Source organism: Sodalis sp. C49, from assembly GCF_046352915.1.
Classification (GTDB): domain Bacteria; phylum Pseudomonadota; class Gammaproteobacteria; order Enterobacterales; family Enterobacteriaceae; genus Acerihabitans.
Window position 1 is genome coordinate 2,705,943 of record NZ_CP163303.1, and the last position, 19,422, is coordinate 2,725,364.

The following is a 19,422-nucleotide window of genomic DNA, read 5'->3' on the forward strand; positions in this document are numbered from 1 at the left end:
CACATCAGGCGATAAAGTCCATCGAACATCGGACAATAAAGCACTATACTCCCCGCTCAGATTAATGAGGAGCCTTTGTCGCATGTCAGTATTAACACCAGCCAGTGAAGTCATACTCCGTCACGAGGACATTTTTTCAGATAAACGCGTACTGTTCGCCGGCGATGTGCAGGATCTCCTGCCGGCGGAACTGGACGCCCAAAACGTATGTGTCCACACCGCCTGGTATCACCACTGTCTGGCACTGCGCGATAAAATGGACGATGGGTCCGTGCAGTACGGCCTGGTCGCCGACGCGGAATTTGTCCGCGAATGCGATACTTTACTCTATTTCTGGCCGAAAAATAAGCCGGAAGCACAGTTCCAGCTCACCAACCTCCTCGCGCTGCTGCCGGTGGGCAGCGATGTCTTCGTGGTGGGGGAAAACCGCAGCGGCGTACGCAGCGCCGAGCCGTTCCTGGCGCCCTACTGTCCCCTGGTGAAAATCGACAGCGCCCGCCGCTGCGGCCTGTATCACGGCCGGCTGGAAACAGCGCCGCGCTTCGACCTCGAGTCTTACTGGAACGAATATCAGCTCAACGGGTTGACGGTGAAAACGCTGCCGGGCGTATTCAGCCGCGACGGGCTCGACAGCGGCAGCCAACTGCTGTTGTCCACCTTTGATCAGCCGCTCAGCGGCGAGGTGGCCGATATCGGCTGCGGAACCGGCGTCCTGGCCGCCGTCCTGGCGAAACGCTCGCCGGGCATTAAGCTGACCCTCGGGGATGTACACGCGCCGGCGCTGGCCGCAAGCCAGGCCACGCTCGAGGCGAACGGCCTGACCGGCAACGTGGTCGTCAGCGATGTGTATTCAGCGATGCCGGGACGTTTTGACCTGATTATTTCCAACCCGCCGTTCCACGACGGCATGCATACCAATCTGCAGGCGGCCGAAAACCTGATCCGCGGCGCGTTAACCCATTTGCGCATCGGCGGGCAGTTGCGCATCGTCGCCAATGCGTTTTTGCCCTATCCGGCCTTGCTGGATTCCATTTTCGGCAGCCATGCCGTGCTGGCGCAAAATGGCCGCTTCAAGGTTTTCCAGGCGGTCCATACCGTCTCGCGCGGCAAGGATAAAGATAAAGCCGGCAAACGCGGCTAACGGGCAACCCTCCCGCCGCCGCCGCGCGCGCCGATGCGGCGGCGGCTATTTTTTTGCGCTAAATACCCGCTTTGGTTTAAATAATTATTGACGTTGACGCTAAAACCTCTAGAATTCGCCTCCGTGGTGGCAGGGCTTATGCCTTGCCGGTGCCGGGCGATGGTGGCGGAATTGGTAGACGCGCTAGCTTCAGGTGTTAGTGTCCTTTCGGACGTGAGGGTTCAAGTCCCTCCCTTCGCACCAAATACAACCACGATGTTATTAGCATAAAAAGATGTTGCCGGATTGCACGCGATGGTGGCGGAATTGGTAGACGCGCTAGCTTCAGGTGTTAGTGTCCTTACGGACGTGAGGGTTCAAGTCCCTCCCTTCGCACCAATCGGTAACCAGAACGAAAGCACGCCGTACCCCGGTACAGGCGGCCTGTTCTGAATAAAAAGTTTTACGTGTAAGTATGAGATGAATAGCCTGCGATGGTGGCGGAATTGGTAGACGCGCTAGCTTCAGGTGTTAGTGTCCTTACGGACGTGAGGGTTCAAGTCCCTCCCTTCGCACCATATTCATGCTCGTTTTTTCACGGTAGATACCGCAGCGCCGCTGACCCTTCGTCAGTCCGTCGCGTCGGTCAGGCATGCAGCTACGCTGCGCCCCTCCAGCCTCTACGGCTTCTTTTCCCCTGTTTTCGCATCACGCTCCATCGGCGAGTGACAGCCACGTGTAAAGCTGTTAAATTATTCTATTAATTTTCTAAGCCAAACTTTCATAATAACGATACCAAATTATTAATAATCATAGTTTATTCAGAATTCTTGTCGTCTGTTATTGCCATAGTGGACAGCCGGGGCTAAAAAGTTAAGACATGATAAATACCTACAGCTATGAAGAACTCCGCAGGAGTAAGCTTCGCCTGTCGTTGCTATTGTTTTTGCTGCTTAATATCGCTTTTTCGGTTTTTTATGTCGCCACCGCCCTGAATAATACCCATTCTCCCACGCCGCCATCCATACTGGTGGCGATCGTTTGTGTAATTACTTTAATGATGAGTAATTACAAAATGAGAAATTATGCTCATCAACTGAATGTTTTTGCAATTATTATTGGCTTACTCTGGGCCTGGCATATCGCCGTGCGCTATAACCAGCTTCAGCCCGCTGAGAATAATTTCCTGCTCTTCAGCCTGATGATGGTATTTTTCATCAGCGCTATTTCGCTGGCCGATTATTTCGTGGCGTTTTGCCTGCACAGCCTGCCGCCGGCGCTGATGGTTATCGTGCTGGATCAGTTCAACCATATCCTGGTCTTGCTGTTCACCATTGCGCTGCCGCTGATAAGCTTTACGCTGCACAGCCTGATGCAAAAACGCAGCGAAGCCTTTACGGCGGAACTGGTCAACCGGCTCAGCGAAGAACGGGAAAAATTCAGCGATCTCAGCATGATAGATCCCCTTACCGGCCTGTTTAACCGCCGGGGCCTGCAAAACAAGCTCAGCAACCTGACGGGCAACGGCCCCACCAGCCATTATATTCTGCTGCTGGATATCGACCATTTCAAAGCCTACAACGACAATTACGGCCACACCATGGGCGACAAGGCCTTGGTCGCCGTAGCTGTGGCTATTCGCGATGCGGTGCGCTCCCGGGACATCGTGGTGCGCTACGGCGGCGAGGAGTTCCTGATACTGCTGATAGACGTCGATGACGGATATGCCCTGACCTGTGCTGAAAATGTCAGGCAGGCCGTGCTGGATTTAAAAATCCCGCATTTATTTAACGATCAGGTTTCCACCACCGTGACCCTTAGCGCCGGAATTGCCATTATGGCCGACAGCGATATAGAAGCTTCGCTTACCGCTGCCGATGGCGCCCTATATTTGGCAAAAAAACGCGGCAGGAATTCGGTCGAAATCGCCCCGTTAAATTCTTTTAGGCAAAATACCCAAACGGCTGAATCCTGATATGAATGCCCGGGCCGCGTTTAATGCCGCGGCCCGCCATTATTTATAAGGCCGCCGGGAGAGACATTTATATTTCAGCAAAATATCCCTCAGTATTATCTTAATAACCCGCACCCGCGCCTACCCCAATATCCCGCCGTCAATTAACGCTAACCGATTATATTATATACAGTTAATAAACAAACTTGCTGACGGGCCAATCCGGCACTAGGCTTAGGACAGTTCATTATTCATCTGACGGAGGACAGGATGAGCAAAAAAATCGCAGTCTTAATTACTGATGAATTCGAAGATGCGGAGTTTACCTCGCCGGCCCAGACCTATCAGCAGGCCGGACACCAGGTCATCACCATCGATAAAAAAGCGGGCCAAACCGTCACCGGCAAGCGCGGCGAGGCCAAGGTGACCATTGATAAGTCCATCGACGAGGTCAATGTGGACCAATTCGACGCCCTGTTGTTGCCCGGCGGCCACTCGCCTGATTCCTTGCGCGGCGACGACCGTTTTGTTGATTTCACGCGGGCCTTCGCGCAAAGCGGCAAACCGATTTTCGCCATTTGCCATGGCCCGCAGTTGCTGATAAGCGCCGATGCGGTACGCGGTAAAAAAATGACCACGGTAAAAGCGGTGGCGGTGGATTTAAAAAATGCCGGCGCCGACTTTTTTGATAAAGAAGTGGTCATTGATAACGATACCCTGGTAACCAGCCGCACACCGGATGATTTACCGGCGTTTAACCGGGAATCGCTGCGTATTCTCAATAAGAAATAACCCAGGGCATCCGCCCGGGGTCTCAGGCCTGGCGACTGGCCAGGCCTGTATCAGCTTCATCGTCTTCGCGCTTCCAGCTCAGCTTGGTGCCGAACCCCAGCTTATTGTTGGTCAGCTTAATTTCATCCAGACGCAAACGCCATATGGGCGAGGTCGCGAGCTTGGCCAGCGGGAAGCGCGCGGTATACTGCTTGCGCGCCGTCTGGGCCGCGTCGCCGGTGATCTGATTAACCTCGCCGCTATACTGTATGCCCTTGATAAGACTGATGGTAACGGTCTGATCGCTGATGGTGCCGGCGACATGTTGATTCTCCGCCAGCAGGATGCCGTGGCGGGTGGTATGATCCGTTAACATATATAACGACAGATCGGGTTCGTTCAGCACATAGAAGCAATTGGCGCACCATAAGGTCTGCGCGTCGCCGGTGCAAAGCGTTAAAACATGCTGCTTTTTCAGGTAAGCTACGATGGCTTTCAGGGGGTCGTCCGTTCGCACGATAATCTCTTATCCTTTATAAGGTTATAACCAGCATATCGCCACGTGTTCTTGCATGTCCAATTAATTATGCGCAACTTTTGCAAACCTTGCACAGCGTATTAAGGGCTTAATATCGTCCTTTACGCCTGACGGTTAAAGTAGGTACCATCATAGCTGTTTCTGGAAATATTACCCATGGACTCTTTGCCCAAGAGGCCATTTCCCACTAGATTTCGTTTGGCTGCTTAAGGCGCAATTCCATGACCCCTTGCTGGCATATTTACCTGATTCGCACCGCCGGCGGCGCCCTCTATACCGGCGTGACCACCGATGTGGCCCGGCGGCTGGCGCAGCACCAACGCGGCAGCGGCGCCAAGGCCCTGCGCGGCAAAGGTCCGTTGCTTCTGGTCTACCACTGCCCGGCCGGCGATCGGGGGGGGGCATTGCGATGGGAGTATCGCATCAAGCAGCTGACGCGGGCGCAAAAGGAGCGGCTGGTCGCGAGCCAGGCTTCAACGCTTGAGGCGATCTGGCCGAGCCTGCAGCCGCAACGGCGTACCGGCGACTATCCGGGAAATAGCGGGCAGCCGGCCGTCAAAGCGCCAGCTGATTAAACGGCTCGGCGTATTCCACCCGGCCGCTGACGCCCTCCAGCGCATCCTCCGCCAGGGTAAACAGCTGGAAGGCGGCTTCCGCGCCGGGCCAGCGGCAATGCAGCTGTGAACGCGCGGCGGGAATGAAACCGAAGCGCGAATAATAGTCGGGCGCGCCCAGGACCACCACGGCGCGATAACCGAACTCGTTAAGGGTGTCCAGCCCCTCATAGATCAGCTGCCGGGCGATGCCCTGGCGGCGGAAAGCGGCCTCCACCGCCAGCGGCGCCAGGCCGACCCACTGACAATCCTCGCCGCCAATCCACACCGGGCTGAACGCCGCGTAGCCGATAACCCCGCCTTCGTCGTCCGTGGCCACGATACCCAGGGTCAGCAGCCCATCCTCACGCAGGCGATGGACCAGCTCCGCCTCGGCGTCGCGCCCGAAGGCCCGCCGCAGCAGGCTGTCGATTCCCGGCGCATCCACCGGTATTTCCACGCGTATCAGCACGGCTGGGATACGTGGATGCCCTCGGCATCCACGCCCTCCTGCAAGCCGGCCTGAATAAAGGCGGCAATCTGCATCAGCGCCGCGCGCAGCAAGGGCGGCATGGTGGCCAGATCAATCGAATCCATGAGATTTTTCACGTACAGGCCAAGCTCGGTATCGCCTTCGATGCGCAGCCGGCGCTGGAAAAACAACGTGTCGGGGTCCTCCTTACGGGCGGCGATAAGGATCAGATCGTTGGCATTGCCGCTGAAGCTGACATCGGCCCGCGCCTGGCGGCTGACCTTCAGTTGCTCATTTTCGACGGTCATATACCATACCAGCGCGATATCCTCGACCTCGATCCTAAGCCAGCGCCCCTCCAGAAAAGCCAGTTCACCCTCGGCCAGCGCTGCGCGAAACTGCCAGCGCAGCGCCTGTTCCAACACCTGACGCTGCAACGCGAACGGTGTCAGTGTGATCGGCAAGCGCAACAGCGACGGCCCCCGGCGCACCAAGTGTGCTCGTAGTTTTTCCAACACTGTTTCTACTCCTCTAAACGAATCTGCGCCTATTTTGCCACAGTGGTTAAAACCAGTCGGGGTCTACATCAATTATTCATAAAGAAAGATTGCTTATTTAAGCATAGCCGTCGCAGCTTTAAATGCTGTCATTACGCCATAAGCTGCCTCAAATCAATCTTTCCCGCGCCAACCTTATTTAGAATTGCCATAACGACTATGCATCATTTGCTGCTAAAACAACCCGTTGGCTAATGATCCTTTACGGCATGACACGCTCTGCGCCCATGCCAACACACTATTCGGGAGCTTTATGGAGCTGCTCTGTCCCGCCGGGAACCTTCCGGCCCTCAAGGCTGCCGTCGATAACGGCGCCGACGCGGTGTATATCGGCCTGAAGGACGATACCAACGCCCGCCATTTCGCCGGCCTGAATTTTACCGACAAACGTCTGCAGGAAGCGCAGGAGTACGTGCATCGCCACGGACGAAAACTGCATATCGCCATTAATACATTTGCCCACCCTGACGGTTACGCGCGCTGGCAACGCGCCGTGGATATGGCGGCCCAGGCGGGGGCGGACGCGCTGATCCTGGCGGATCCCGCCATGCTGGAATACGCCGCCGCGCGTTATCCGCAGATTGAACGCCATGTCTCGGTGCAGGCGTCCGCCACCAACGAGGCGGCCATCCGCTTCTACCAACAGCATTTTGACGTGGCGCGGGTGGTGCTGCCGCGCGTGCTGTCGATGCATCAGGTGAAACAGCTGGCGCTTATCAGCCCGGTACCGCTGGAAGTGTTCGCCTTCGGCAGCCTGTGCATCATGGCGGAGGGGCGCTGCTATCTCTCCTCCTACCTGACGGGCGAATCGCCCAATACCGTCGGCGCCTGTTCACCGGCGCGTTTCGTGCGCTGGACGCAAACCGGCTCCGCCATGGAATCGCGTCTGAACAACGTCCTTATCGACAGCTACGGCCCGGACGAAAACGCCGGCTACCCGACGTTGTGCAAGGGCCGCTATTACGTGGACGGACAGAAGTATCATACGCTGGAGGAGCCGACCAGCCTCAATACGCTGTCTTTGCTTCCCGAACTGCTGGCGGCCAATATCGCCTCGGTGAAAATCGAAGGACGGCAGCGCAGCCCCGCTTACGTCAGCCAGGTGACCAAGGTCTGGCGCCAGGCTATCGACAGCTGTATCGCCAATCCCCAGGATTTTGCGCCGCTGCCCGCATGGACCGAGGCGCTGGGCGCGGTGTCCGAAGGAACGCAAACCACGCTTGGCGCCTATCATCGCCGCTGGCAGTAACAGGAGACCCGACATGAAATATGCATTGGGGCCGGTACTCTATTACTGGCCGAAACCGGATATCGAAGCCTTTTACCAGGCGGCGTGCGACAGCAGCGCCGATATCATTTATCTGGGCGAGACCATTTGCAGTAAACGCCGCGCCATGAAAACCGGCGATTGGCTGTCGCTTGCCAAAGCGGTGGCGTCCGCCGGCAAGCAGGTGGTGATTTCCACGCTGGCGCTGATTCAGGCGCCATCGGAATTAAGCGAGCTGAAACGTTATCTGGACAACGGCGAGTTTCTGCTGGAGGCGAACGATATCGGCCTGGCGCACCTCGCGGCGGAACACCGGCTGCCGTTTGTCGCCGGTCCCGCCTTGAATTGCTATAACGCCTATACCCTGCGCATCCTGCACCGCCAGGGCATGGTGCGCTGGTGTATGCCGGTGGAGCTGTCCAGGGAATGGCTGGGCAATATTCTGGCGCAATGCGACGAGCTCGGTTTTCGCGGCGGGTTTGAAGTGGAACTGTTCAGCTACGGCCACCTTCCCCTGGCCTATTCCGCCCGCTGTTTTACCGCGCGTTCGGAAAACCGGCCGAAAGACGAATGTGAAACCTGCTGCATTAAGTATCCGCAGGGGCGCGAGGTCTTGTCGCAGGAACAGCAGCGGGTATTCGTCCTCAACGGCATCCAGACCCAAAGCGGCTATTGCTATAACCTGATTAACGAACAGACCTCCATGCAAGGTATGGTGGATGTGGTACGGCTGTCGCCGCAGGGAATGGATACCCTCGCCATGCTGGAGCGTTTTAGGGCCAACCAGCAGGGACAGCAGCCCCTGGCGCTGGCGCGCGACAGGGACTGCAACGGCTACTGGCGGCGTATCGCCGGGCTGGAACTGGTGGAGTAGCGGGCGTCCCCAAGGCGTGCGCCGCGGATTCGGCGGTCGATAACCCTACAAATATTAGTAGTATCGGAAAGCGGAAAATTGGGTAATACTCATAGTTATCATTAGCCCGCAAAGCTATGGGCGACGACTGACTGTGAGTTTACTTATGATTAAACAACAACCTATCGCTTTTTCGCTGCTCGACCTGGCGCCGGTACCCCAGGGCTCCACGCCCCGGCAGGCGTTTGAATGCTCGCTTGATCTCGCCCGCCACGCCGAGGCATGGGGCTATCATCGTTACTGGGCGGCCGAGCACCACAATATGACCGGTATCGCCAGTGCCGCCACCGCGGTGCTGCTGGGCTATATCGCCGGCGGCACCACCACGCTGCGGATAGGCTCCGGCGGCGTAATGCTGCCGAACCATTCGCCGTTGGTGATTGCCGAACAGTTCGGCACGCTGGCAACCCTTTACCCCAAACGTATCGATCTGGGCCTGGGACGCGCCCCGGGCACCGATCAGCGTACCATGATTGCCCTGCGCCGCCATTTGGCCGGCGAGGTGGATAATTTCCCGCGCGACGTGCAGGAGCTGTTGGGCTATTTCGACGACGCGAAGCCGGGCCAGCCGGTGCAGGCCGTGCCGGGACAGGGATTGCATGTGCCAATCTGGCTGCTGGGCTCCAGTCTGTACAGCGCCCAGCTGGCGGCGGCATTGGGGCTGCCGTTTGCCTTCGCCTCGCATTTCGCGCCGGACCTGTTGTGGCAGGCATTGGATCTCTACCGCCGGAATTTCAAACCGTCCGCCTCCCTCGAACAGCCTTACGCCATGGTGTGCATCAATGTGGTGGCCGCCGACAGCGAACGCGACGCGCGTTTCCTGTTTACCTCCATGCAGCAGCAGTTCATTAACCTGCGCCGCGGCCGGCCCGGCCCGCTGCCGGCGCCGGTGCAGGACCTCGACGCGTTATGGTCGCAAGGCGAGCAATATGGCGTGGAACAGGCGCTGCGCATGTCGGTGGTGGGCGATCGCGATCAGGTGCGCGCCGGGCTGCAGGCGATTATCGATAAAACCGGCGCGGATGAGCTGATGATCAACGGCCAGATTTTTGATCACCAGGCCCGGCTGCGTTCGTTTGAGCTGGCGATGGCGGCGCGGTCGGCACTGACGGCGTAATCGCTTGTTAAATCCCACCTGACCCTGTCCCCCGAGCCGGGTTGCCTTCCGCCATAAAAAAACCCGCCGCAGCGGGTTTTTTTATCATTCAGCGATTATGCATCACGGCGACGCGTGGTCGGCGCGGCGGCGGCATCGCCTTCGCGACGCGGCCCGCGCTGGCCGTCACGGCTGCCGCTGAAACGACGTTCCGCCGGCGCGCCGCCTTCACGGCTGCCGCTGAAGCTGCGACGACCGGCGGGAGCACCGTTGCCGCCTTCACGACGTTCGCCGCCAAAGGCGCCACGCGGCGCACCGGCACCGCCGCCACGGCGTTCACCGCGCGGCGCGGCCACTGCTTCGCCGACAAACTGCATGTTCATCGGTTTATTCAGGATGCGCGTACGGGTGAAATGCGACAGCATATCGCCCGGCATGCCTTTCGGCAGCTCAATGGTGGAGTGGGAAGCAAACAGCTTGATATTGCCGATATAGCGGCTGCTGATATCGCCTTCGTTGGCAATGGCGCCCACGATATGACGTACTTCAACGCCGTCATCACGGCCCACTTCAATGCGGTACAGATCCATTTCGCCAACGTCGCGACGTTCACGGCGGGCCGGACGTTCGCCACCGCGATCGGCGCCTTCAGGGCGACGTTCGTCACGATCGCGGAACTCGCTGCGCGGACGACGATTAATGACCGGATCAGGCGGCAGGATCAGCGGGCGTTCGCCCTGGGCCATTTTCAGCAACGCGGCGGCCAGCGTTTCCATATCCAGCTCTTCCGCCGGCTGTAATTTAGCCAGCAGCGCGCGGTACATATCCAAATCGCTGCTTTCCAACTGGGCCTGGACCTTGGCGGCGAATTTAGCCAGGCGACGCTGGCTCAGGACGTCACCGGTCGGGATTTCCACTTCCGGAATGGTCAGCTTCATGATGCGTTCGATATTACGCAGCAGGCGGCGTTCGCGGTTTTCAACAAACAGCAGCGCACGGCCGGCGCGGCCCGCACGGCCGGTACGGCCGATACGGTGAACGTAGGACTCAGAATCCATCGGGATATCGTAGTTCACGACCAGGCTGATGCGATCAACATCCAGGCCGCGCGCAGCTACATCGGTGGCAATCAGGATATCGAGGCGGCCGTCCTTCAGGCGGTCCAGCGTTTGCTCACGCAACGCCTGGTTCATATCGCCGTTCAGCGCCGCGCTGTTGTAGCCGCTGTGCTCCAGCGCTTCCGCCACTTCCAGCGTGGCATTTTTGGTGCGCACGAAGATGATGGCGGCGTCAAAGTCTTCCGCTTCCAGGAAACGGACCAGCGCTTCATTCTTACGCATGCCCTGCACCGTCCAGTAGCTCTGGCTGATGTCCGGACGGGTGGTGACGCTTGATTGAATGCGCACTTCCTGCGGGTCGTTCATAAAACGACGGGTAATGCGGCGAATCGCTTCCGGCATGGTGGCCGAGAACAAGGCGGTCTGATGCTTGGCCGGGATCTGCGCCATAATGGTTTCGACGTCTTCGATAAAGCCCATGCGCAGCATTTCATCGGCTTCGTCCAGCACCAGTCCGCTTAATTTGGACAGGTCGAGGGTGCCGCGTTTCAAATGGTCGAGCAAACGACCGGGCGTGCCCACCACCACCTGCGGACCCTGGCGCAGGGCGCGCAGCTGCACGTCATAACGCTGGCCGCCGTACAGCGCCACCACGTTAATGCCTTTCATGTGCTTGGCAAAATCGGAAATCGCTTCCGCGACCTGCACAGCCAGCTCACGGGTCGGCGCCAGCACCAGCACCTGCGGTACAGCCAGTTCGGCATTGATATTGTGTAATAAAGGCAGGGCAAACGCGGCGGTCTTGCCGCTCCCGGTTTGCGCCATACCCAAGACGTCGCGTCCCGCGAGCAGCTGCGGAATACATTCTAACTGGATCGGCGATGGTTTTTCATAACCCAGGTCGGTCAGGGCGTTCAGGATGGGGGTGGAAAGCCCCAGATCGGCAAAATTAATTTCTGCTTTGGTTTCAACTTCAGACATGTACACGTGCCTCATTTCATCATGGCGGCCAGTCTACATACCTCGTCGTGAAAACATTCATTCATTTTCATCAAAAGTGTGAACCGGCTCAAATTGGATTTAAAACGAACAAACAAGCCCTCACCCTTGCAGATGATAAAAAAGGTAATGGGCTGAATAGTTTAGTTCGTCAGCTATTGCTGGTCCGATTCTGATAGGTCGTCTTGCCCTTGGCCTAAGAGCGCCAATTCCAACAATGCATAGCGGTGCTCAACAAAGTTATGTACGTTGTTAGCGACCGTCAGTTTGAACAGCGCCGAAGCGGAGTTCTTGTCCCCCAGACTTAGGTAATGCTTACCTAAATAGAAGTCAGTTTCACTGAGATGCTCGGCGAGCGAAGTGTTATCCGTTGCGTCCGCCTTAAGGCGCTCCATCAGCGTAGTTTCACTGATGTCCCCCAGGTAGAACTCGACAATATTCCATCCCCATTGCCCCCTGTTCGCTTTTTTATAGCGCTGAGTCAGCGCGTCTTTGGCTTTGTTGGTATCGATTTGTTTCTCAACCAGATAAAGCCACAGCGAACGGAAAGGATCATTTGGGTCGTCGCGATAAAACGCCTGCAGATCATCCTGCGCCAAACGGTAGCGGCCTCCATAATACAAGGCAATGCCACGGTTTAAATACGCGTAGTTGTAAGTTGGATCAAGCTCTAGTACAGAATCAAACGCTTCATAGGCAGCATCAAAATTGCCTGCCTGCGTCAAATAAATGCCGAGATAGTTAAAAACCTCAGGCATATCAGGCCGGATAGCCAACGCTTGTGAAAAATCATTTCGCGCCAGCGCTCTCAACCCGAGACTATCATACAGCACTCCGCGCTCATATAATAGCTGTGCTCGTTCATCATCGGTTAGTGCCCGGCTCGCCAGGATTTGTTCCATGCGTGCCAGGATGACTTCCTGTTGTAACGTCGGCTGTAATGGCACAGCTAAAACGTCATCTTTACGCCAATCAATGTTGCTGCATCCTGCCAGCATAAACGCCATCGCAACGAACCACCAGCGCAAGTAAGGCCTCATTTCCCACTCCCGAAGAAAAACATTGGATGAACGTCCTGTCCCCCATCGGCTTAACACAAGGCGTCCCGCCCTTGTGATACGAACAGCTCCCTACCCGGTAAGGAGCTGTAAAATGCGCTAACAGTTATTCTACTCTAATTCCGTGCTGATTATTCTACTTCCGGCACAACCTGATCCTGCCCGGGCGCGGTCGCTTCCTTGATGCTCAGGCGCACACGCCCCTGGCGATCGACTTCCAGGACCTTAACCGGGACTTCCTGACCCATCTGCAGGAAGTCGGACACTTTCTCCACGCGCTTGTCGGCGATTTGCGAGATATGCACCAGACCTTCCTTGCCGCCGCCGATGGCCACAAACGCGCCAAAATCAACGATACGGGTCACTTTACCATTATAGATGCGGCCCACTTCGATTTCAGCGGTAATCTCTTCGATACGACGAATGGCATGACGGGCTTTTTCACCATCGGTCGCCGCCACCTTCACCGTACCGTCATCTTCGATTTCGATGGTGGTGCCGGTTTCTTCGGTCAGCGCGCGGATAACCGAGCCGCCTTTACCAATCACGTCCTTGATCTTGTCGGGACTGATTTTAATGGTATGGATACGCGGCGCGAACTGGGAGATATCGCCGCGCGGAAGGCTGATAGCCTGTTCCATCACGCCCAGGATATGCAACCGGGCGCCTTTGGCCTGGTTTAACGCCACCTGCATGATTTCGCGGGTGATGCCTTCAATCTTAATATCCATTTGCAGCGCGGTCACGCCTTCACGGCTGCCGGCCACCTTGAAATCCATGTCGCCAAGATGATCTTCGTCGCCCAGGATATCGGACAGGACCACAAAATTGTCGCCTTCCTTCACCAGGCCCATCGCGATGCCGGCAACGGCCGCCTTGATAGGCACCCCTGCGTCCATCAAGGCCAATGACGCGCCGCAAACGGAGGCCATGGACGAAGAACCGTTGGATTCCGTAATTTCCGATACCACACGCACGGTATACGGGAATTCACTCGCTTTAGGCATTACCGCCAGCACACCGCGTTTCGCCAGGCGGCCATGGCCGATTTCGCGACGTTTCGGCGAGCCGACCATACCGGTTTCGCCAACGCAGTACGGAGGAAAGTTATAGTGTAGCAGGAAACGGTCGGTACGCTCGCCGGTCAGCTCATCAATGTTCTGGGCGTCGCGTTCGGTGCCGAGGGTGGCGGTCACCAGCGCCTGGGTTTCGCCGCGGGTAAACAGGGCGGAGCCATGGGTGCGCGGCAGTACGCCGGTACGGATATCCAGGCCGCGGATCATGTCTTTTTCGCGACCGTCGATACGCGGTTCGCCACGCAATACGCGGCTACGGACCACGGTTTTTTCCAGGCTGCCCAGCAGTTCCTTGATGTCGCCTTCGTCGAGGGTGTCGTCCTCGGCCTGCAGCGCGGCAACCACATCGGCCTTGATGGCGTTGACCTGGGCGTAGCGCTCAAGTTTTTCCGTAATATGGTAAGCATCGCCCAGGCGGCCTTCAGCCAGTGCGGCAACGCGGCTTTGCAGCGCGGCGTTGACTTCCGGGGCATGCCATTCCCATTTCGGTTTGCCGGCTTCGGCAACCAGGGCATTGATATTGTCGATGACAATCTGCTGTTGTTCGTGGCCGAACACCACCGCGCCCAGCATTTCGTCTTCGCTTAGCAGCTGCGCTTCGGACTCAACCATCAGCACAGCGTTCGCGGTGCCGGCGACCACCAGGTCCAGACGGCTTACGGCCAGTTCGGCCATGGTCGGGTTCAGGACGTACTGGCTATCGATATAACCGACACGCGCCGCGCCGATCGGGCCGCTGAACGGAATGCCGGACAGACTGAGGGCGGCGGAAGCGCCAATCATCGCCACGATATCCGGGCTTACCTGGGGATTGACCGATACCACGGTGGCAATCACCTGGATTTCATTGAGGAAGCCTTCCGGGAACAGCGGGCGAATCGGACGGTCAATCAGACGGGAAATCAGGGTTTCGCCTTCGCTGGGACGGCCTTCGCGACGGAAGAAGCCACCCGGGAAACGCCCGGCGGCATACGTTCTTTCCTGGTAGTTCACGGTCAGCGGGAAAAAACTCTGTCCCGGCTTGGCCTGCTTGGCCCCGACCACGGTAACGAATACCGCGGTGTCGTCCATGCTGACCATCACGGCGGCGGTCGCCTGGCGAGCCATCATACCGGTTTCGAGGGTGACGGTATGTTGGCCGTATTGAAACTTGCGCACGATCGGATTTAGCAAAATGATATCCTTTTTCAGGGTGAGCATAATCAGAAAAACTCACCGATGACTAACCCATCTTCTTATCGCATCCTCGCGACTAATGACAATCCTTACCCTGCGGATAAAGTCTCTCATTAGCCGCGCGTATGTCAGCAATTGAAGAATCTACTTAAGCAACAACGCATTACCGGGAAAGGTTATTGCTCCCTAGAAGAAAGGGGCCACATAAGGCCCCTTTCTACCGAAACTGTCTGGCTTAGCGACGCAGGCCCAGGCGCTCGATCAGGCCGGTGTAACGTGCGACATCTTTACCTTTCAGGTAGTCAAGCAGCTTACGACGCTGTGAAACCATACGCAGCAGGCCACGACGGCTGTGGTGATCTTTTTTATGTTCCGCAAAATGGCCTTGCAAATGGCTGATTTGAGCGGTCAAAAGAGCAACCTGTACTTCGGTGGAACCGCTATCGTTGGCATCACGGCCGAAATCAGTAACAATTTTAGCTTTCGCTTCAACACTTAGAGACATTATAACACTCCAGATTTATTGTGAAATACACAGGCGCCGATCTCTAATTCAGCAACCCCATTCATAAGCCGCGCTATTCTACTCTTAGCGCACCCCGATCGCAAGGCGCGCACTCAATCAAACGCGCGGTTCGGCCACCAGCCGCCGGGGGGCGACCAGGCCGGTTTCGGTGATTTCCCCCACCCCGAAAAAGCGCCGTTCCACCCCTTCGGTCAACCGGACCATACCCGTCCGCGCCGCATCAGCCGTGGCGACCGTTTGGCCCATTCTGACCAGGCCGGCGGCGGCCGGCGGCAAATTGAGCTCGGGCATATCATCCACCGCGCTGTCCATCGGCAGCAGCAGGCTGTCAAGCGCGGCGAGGGTGGCCGGCGCCAGCGGATCGGCGGCGGCCAGCGCCTGCAACTGTTCCAGCGTGACCATGCGCTCCGCGGGATAACGCGCCACCGCCAGGCGGCGCAGGACAATCACATGGGCGCCGCAGCCCAGCATTTCGCCCAGATCGTCGACGATCGTGCGGATATAGGTGCCTTTCGAGCAATGGATTTCCAGCTCGACGCTATCCTGATCCCAGCGGATCAACTCCAGCGCATACAGGGTAATCAAACGCGTGGGACGGGGTACATCTATTCCCTGGCGCGCATATTCATACAGCGGCTTGCCCTGGTATTTCAGCGCCGAATACATCGAGGGCGTTTGCGGCGTTTCGCCGCGAAAGCGCGCCAGGGCCTGCTCCAGCCGGGCCTGATCGAGTGCCACCGGGCGCTCGCTGATGATAGTGCCCTCGGCATCGGAGGTATCGGTGCGCTGGCCCAGCCGGGCCACCACCCGGTAGCGCTTGTCCGCATCAAGCAGATGCTGGGAGAATTTAGTCGCTTCCCCCAGGCAAATGGGCAGCATACCGGTGGCGAGCGGATCCAGCGCGCCGGTGTGCCCGGCTTTATTGGCGTGGAACAGCCGCTTAACTTTTTGCAGCAAATCGTTGGAGGAGAGGCCCATCCCCTTGTCCAGCAATACGATGCCGTCAATATCGCGGCCGCGACGACTTGGGCGGCCCATCAGTCTTCCTTGCCCTCGCCGCCCTCGTCGGGTTCGGCTTCGCTGCGGCGGGCGCGATCTTTTTGCACCACCTGGCTGACCAGGTTGGACATGCGCATGCCTTCCACCAGCGAGTTATCGTAGGAGAATGTCAGTTCCGGCACGACGCGCAGGCGCATGGCCTTGCCCAGCAGGCTGCGGATAAACCCTGAGGCGTCCTGCAGCGCGGTGATGCCGATTTTTATCTGCTGTGGTTCGTTATCATTAAGGAAGGTCACGAACACCTTGGCGTAGGCCAGGTCGCGCGACACTTCCACGCCGGAGACGGTGGCCATGCCGACGCGGGGGTCCTTGATTTCGCGCTGCAGGATGATGGCAATTTCTTTTTGCATTTCCTGGGCGACGCGCTGGGTTCGGCTATATTCTTTTGCCATTATAATTTCTCCAGACAAAACAGGGGGCATAAGCCCCCTTGCATCAATAAATGTTCGCGGCGGTTTACTCGATGGTGCGTTGAATCTCGATGGTTTCGAAGACTTCAATCACATCACCCGGACGGACATCGTTGTAGTTCTTCACGCCGATACCACATTCCATGCCGTTGCGCACTTCGTTGACGTCATCCTTAAAGCGGCGCAGGGATTCCAGCTCGCCTTCGTAGATCACGACATTGTCGCGCAGCACGCGGATACGGTTGTGACGCTTCACCACGCCTTCCGTCACCATACAACCGGCGATGGCGCCGAACTTCGGCGAGCGGAACACATCGCGCACTTCGGCCAGGCCGATGATTTCCTGGCGATATTCCGGGGCCAGCATACCGCTCATGGCCTGTTTGACTTCATCAATCAGGTCATAGATAACCGAGTAGTAGCGCAGGTCCAGGCTTTCCGCTTCAACCACCCGGCGGGCGGAGGCATCGGCACGAACGTTGAAGCCCAGGATGATGGCGTTGGACGCCGCGGCCAGGGTGGCATCGGTTTCGGTGATGCCGCCGACGCCGGAGCCGACAATCTTGACCTTAACCTCAGCGGTGGACAAGGCTTCGAGAGCATCGCAAATCGCTTCGGTGGAGCCCTGAACGTCGGCTTTCAGCACGATATTCAGCTCGGAGACTTCGCCTTCAGTCATATTGGCGAACATATTCTCCAGCTTGGACTTCTGCTGGCGCGCCAGTTTGACTTCGCGGAATTTGCCCTGACGGTATAAGGCCACTTCCCGCGCTTTCTTCTCGTCACGCACCACCGTGGCTTCATCACCCGCGGCGGGCACGCCGGACAGGCCGAGGATCTCTACCGGGATGGAGGGGCCGGCCGAGGAGACTTCACGTCCCAACTCGTCGCGCATCGCGCGCACACGGCCGTACTCAAAGCCGCACAGGACGATATCGCCTTTATTGAGCGTGCCTTCGCGCACCAGTACGGTCGCAACCGGGCCGCGGCCCTTATCCAGGAAGGATTCAATCACCGCGCCGCTGGCCATGCCGTTGCGGATGGCTTTAAGCTCCAGCACTTCGGCCTGCAGCAGGATAGCGTCAAGCAGTTCGTCGATACCGACGCCGGATTTCGCCGACACGTTGACGAACTGGCTTTCGCCGCCCCATTCTTCCGGGATCACGCCGTACTGGGTTAACTCGTTCTTCACCCGATCCGGATCGGCTTCGGGTTTGTCGATTTTATTCACCGCCACCACCACCGGCACCTTCGCCGCCTTGGCGTGCTGAATGGCCTCGATGGTCTGCGGCATCACGCCGTCGTCAGCGGCCACGACCAGCACCACGATATCCGTCGCCTGGGCGCCGCGCGCACGCATGGCGGTAAACGCCGCATGTCCGGGGGTATCCAGGAAAGTGATCATGCCATTCTCGGTTTCCACATGGTAGGCGCCGATATGCTGGGTGATGCCGCCGGCTTCGCCTGCCGCCACTTTCGTGGAGCGGATATAGTCGAGCAACGAGGTCTTACCATGGTCGACGTGACCCATAATGGTCACCACCGGCGCGCGGGGTTCGGCCGCCGCGTCGATATCGCGGTCGCTCATCACCATTTCTTCGAGTTCATTCTCGCGGCGCAGGATAACTTTATGGCCCATTTCCTCGGCCACCAGCTGCGCGGTTTCCTGATCGATAACCTGGTTGATGGTCGCCATGGCGCCGAGTTTCATCATCGCCTTGATAACCTGGGAACCTTTCACCGCCATTTTATTGGCCAGTTCGGCAACGGTGACGGTTTCGCCAATCACCACATCGCGGTTAACGATCTGGGCGGGCTTATTAAAGCTCTGCTGCAGCGTGCTTGGCTTGCGCTTGCCTTTACGGCCCACGGCGCGCGCTTCTTCACGGTCGGCCTTGGATTCGGACAGACGGCTGGTCTTTTTCTGTTTGGTCGCCTTGCCGCCGCGCGTGCGGGCGCGACGCTCACCTTCGACCTTACGGTCGTTTTCATCTTCCGCCTCGCGGGCGTGATGAGAGGTGGTGACGTGATAGTCACTGGCATCTTCTTCCGTCGGTTCCGGCGTGGCAACCCAGGTGCCGCCGTTTTCTTCCGCCATCCGCTTGGCTTCTTCGACGGCGAGGCGTGCACTTTCTTCAACCTTGCGACGCGTTTCCTCTTCCGCTTTACGTCTAAGCTCAGCGGCCTCGGCTTCACGGCGGGCTTTTTCGACCGCCTGTGGTGACTTAGTCATATTATTGGTCTGCTGGTTGGTCAATTTTTCACTTTCCGCTGCCACACGCTTCGCTGTATCAGCGGCCTCACGTTTGGCTTTATCGTCGGCCGCACGTTTTGCTTTTTCTTCGGCTTCATGCTTGGCTTTTTCAGCGGCTTCATGCGCAGCACGCTCTTCAGCCTCACGAAGGGCCAGTTCTTCCGCTTCACGTTTAGCCAGCTCTTCCGCTTCCGCCTGTTCGGCGGACTGGGGATCGCGTTGCACGTACGTGCGTTTCTTGCGGACTTCTATTTGCACCGATTTACTTTTACCGCCTGTACTCGGAATATTCAAGGTACTGCGGGTTTTACGCTGTAAAGTGAGTTTATTCGGCGCGCTGCCCCGCTCACGGTTCAGGTGCGCTAATAACGTTTGTTTTTCATGCTGGGTCACAGAATCGGCTTCGGTCTTGTCGATACCAGCATCAGCAAACTGCTGTACCAGGCGATCGACCGGAGTCTGAATTTCTGCGGCGAGCGATTTTACGGTTACATCTGTCATGCTGTTCCTTTCCTGCTACAGTTT

17 protein-coding genes and 3 tRNA genes are annotated in these 19,422 nt (G+C 57.6%); 10 read left to right on the plus strand and 10 right to left on the minus strand.

Features of this window, described 5'->3' with window-relative positions:
- Positions 1-82: 82 nt before the first annotated feature.
- The 6 genes from rsmC to ABUK12_RS12230 all read left to right on the plus strand — a co-directional run bounded on the left by rsmC (position 83) and on the right by ABUK12_RS12230 (position 3,866).
- Positions 83-1,141, plus strand: coding sequence for a 16S rRNA (guanine(1207)-N(2))-methyltransferase RsmC (rsmC, locus tag ABUK12_RS12205; RefSeq protein WP_410016495.1), 1,059 nt, complete (start codon positions 83-85; stop codon positions 1,139-1,141).
- Between the two features lie 156 nt (positions 1,142-1,297).
- A tRNA-Leu gene (locus ABUK12_RS12210) sits at positions 1,298-1,384 on the plus strand.
- A gap of 48 nt (positions 1,385-1,432) precedes the next feature.
- Positions 1,433-1,519 (plus strand) — tRNA-Leu (locus ABUK12_RS12215).
- 92 nt (positions 1,520-1,611) lie between these two features.
- A tRNA-Leu gene (locus tag ABUK12_RS12220) sits at positions 1,612-1,698 on the plus strand.
- A 302-nt stretch (positions 1,699-2,000) separates the two neighbouring features.
- The gene (locus ABUK12_RS12225; RefSeq protein ID WP_410016496.1) at positions 2,001-3,095 is read left to right on the plus strand and encodes a GGDEF domain-containing protein; all 1,095 of its coding nucleotides are present in this window, start codon (positions 2,001-2,003) and stop codon (positions 3,093-3,095) included.
- Positions 3,096-3,344: 249 nt separating this feature from the next.
- On the plus strand, positions 3,345-3,866 hold the full coding sequence (locus ABUK12_RS12230) for a type 1 glutamine amidotransferase domain-containing protein (protein ID WP_410016497.1): 522 nt from the start codon (positions 3,345-3,347) through the stop codon (positions 3,864-3,866).
- A gap of 22 nt (positions 3,867-3,888) precedes the next feature.
- On the opposite strand, the gene ABUK12_RS12235 is transcribed toward ABUK12_RS12230, so the two are convergent.
- Positions 3,889-4,362 carry a YhbP family protein gene (locus ABUK12_RS12235; protein ID WP_410016498.1) on the minus strand — a complete coding sequence of 158 codons (474 nt, stop codon included), beginning with the start codon at positions 4,360-4,362 and terminating at the stop codon, positions 3,889-3,891.
- 242 nt (positions 4,363-4,604) lie between these two features.
- Between ABUK12_RS12235 and ABUK12_RS12240 the strand changes: the two genes are divergently transcribed.
- A complete protein-coding gene (locus ABUK12_RS12240) occupies positions 4,605-4,958 on the plus strand; it encodes a GIY-YIG nuclease family protein (RefSeq protein ID WP_410016499.1) in 354 nt (117 codons plus the stop codon).
- Here ABUK12_RS12240 and ABUK12_RS12245 read toward each other — a convergent pair.
- Together ABUK12_RS12245 and ABUK12_RS12250 are read right to left on the minus strand one after the other, a co-directional pair.
- Positions 4,939-5,448 (minus strand): GNAT family N-acetyltransferase, encoded by a 510-nt coding sequence (locus tag ABUK12_RS12245; protein ID WP_410016500.1) that lies wholly within the window; start codon positions 5,446-5,448, stop codon positions 4,939-4,941. The two genes, ABUK12_RS12240 and ABUK12_RS12245, sit on opposite strands and share 20 nt — an antisense overlap.
- Positions 5,442-5,966 (minus strand): ubiquinone anaerobic biosynthesis accessory factor UbiT, encoded by a 525-nt coding sequence (locus tag ABUK12_RS12250; protein ID WP_410016501.1) that lies wholly within the window; start codon positions 5,964-5,966, stop codon positions 5,442-5,444. Before ABUK12_RS12250 ends, ABUK12_RS12245 begins: the two co-directional genes overlap by 7 nt.
- A gap of 292 nt (positions 5,967-6,258) precedes the next feature.
- Here ABUK12_RS12250 and ABUK12_RS12255 point away from each other — a divergent pair, with 292 nt between their 5' ends.
- The 3 genes from ABUK12_RS12255 to ABUK12_RS12265 all read left to right on the plus strand — a co-directional run bounded on the left by ABUK12_RS12255 (position 6,259) and on the right by ABUK12_RS12265 (position 9,302).
- Positions 6,259-7,254, plus strand: a complete 996-nt coding sequence (locus ABUK12_RS12255; protein ID WP_410016502.1) for a ubiquinone anaerobic biosynthesis protein UbiU — start codon at positions 6,259-6,261, stop codon at positions 7,252-7,254.
- Positions 7,255-7,267: 13 nt separating this feature from the next.
- Entirely contained in the window at positions 7,268-8,146 is an 879-nt protein-coding gene (locus ABUK12_RS12260; protein ID WP_410016503.1) for a U32 family peptidase, read from the plus strand.
- 145 nt (positions 8,147-8,291) lie between these two features.
- A complete protein-coding gene (locus tag ABUK12_RS12265) occupies positions 8,292-9,302 on the plus strand; it encodes a luciferase-like monooxygenase (RefSeq protein WP_410016504.1) in 1,011 nt (336 codons plus the stop codon).
- A gap of 95 nt (positions 9,303-9,397) precedes the next feature.
- On the opposite strand, the gene ABUK12_RS12270 is transcribed toward ABUK12_RS12265, so the two are convergent.
- From ABUK12_RS12270 to infB, 7 genes are all read right to left on the minus strand, one after another.
- Positions 9,398-11,320, minus strand: coding sequence for a DEAD/DEAH family ATP-dependent RNA helicase (locus ABUK12_RS12270; RefSeq protein ID WP_410016505.1), 1,923 nt, complete (start codon positions 11,318-11,320; stop codon positions 9,398-9,400).
- 173 nt (positions 11,321-11,493) lie between these two features.
- Positions 11,494-12,378: a lipoprotein NlpI gene (gene nlpI / locus ABUK12_RS12275; protein ID WP_410016506.1), complete on the minus strand. Its 885-nt coding sequence runs from the start codon at positions 12,376-12,378 to the stop codon at positions 11,494-11,496.
- 149 nt (positions 12,379-12,527) lie between these two features.
- Positions 12,528-14,645: a polyribonucleotide nucleotidyltransferase gene (gene pnp / locus ABUK12_RS12280; RefSeq protein ID WP_410016507.1), complete on the minus strand. Its 2,118-nt coding sequence runs from the start codon at positions 14,643-14,645 to the stop codon at positions 12,528-12,530.
- 238 nt (positions 14,646-14,883) lie between these two features.
- Positions 14,884-15,153, minus strand: a complete 270-nt coding sequence (gene rpsO, locus ABUK12_RS12285; protein WP_331123068.1) for a 30S ribosomal protein S15 — start codon at positions 15,151-15,153, stop codon at positions 14,884-14,886.
- 117 nt (positions 15,154-15,270) lie between these two features.
- Positions 15,271-16,212: a tRNA pseudouridine(55) synthase TruB gene (gene truB, locus ABUK12_RS12290; protein WP_410016508.1), complete on the minus strand. Its 942-nt coding sequence runs from the start codon at positions 16,210-16,212 to the stop codon at positions 15,271-15,273.
- Complete coding sequence (gene rbfA / locus ABUK12_RS12295; RefSeq protein WP_410016509.1) at positions 16,212-16,625, minus strand: 30S ribosome-binding factor RbfA; 414 nt, start codon at positions 16,623-16,625, stop codon at positions 16,212-16,214. The genes truB and rbfA overlap by 1 nt, the downstream gene beginning before the upstream one ends.
- Before the next feature lie 64 nt (positions 16,626-16,689).
- Positions 16,690-19,398 (minus strand): translation initiation factor IF-2, encoded by a 2,709-nt coding sequence (infB, locus tag ABUK12_RS12300; protein WP_410016510.1) that lies wholly within the window; start codon positions 19,396-19,398, stop codon positions 16,690-16,692.
- Between the last annotated feature and the right edge of the window lie 24 nt (positions 19,399-19,422).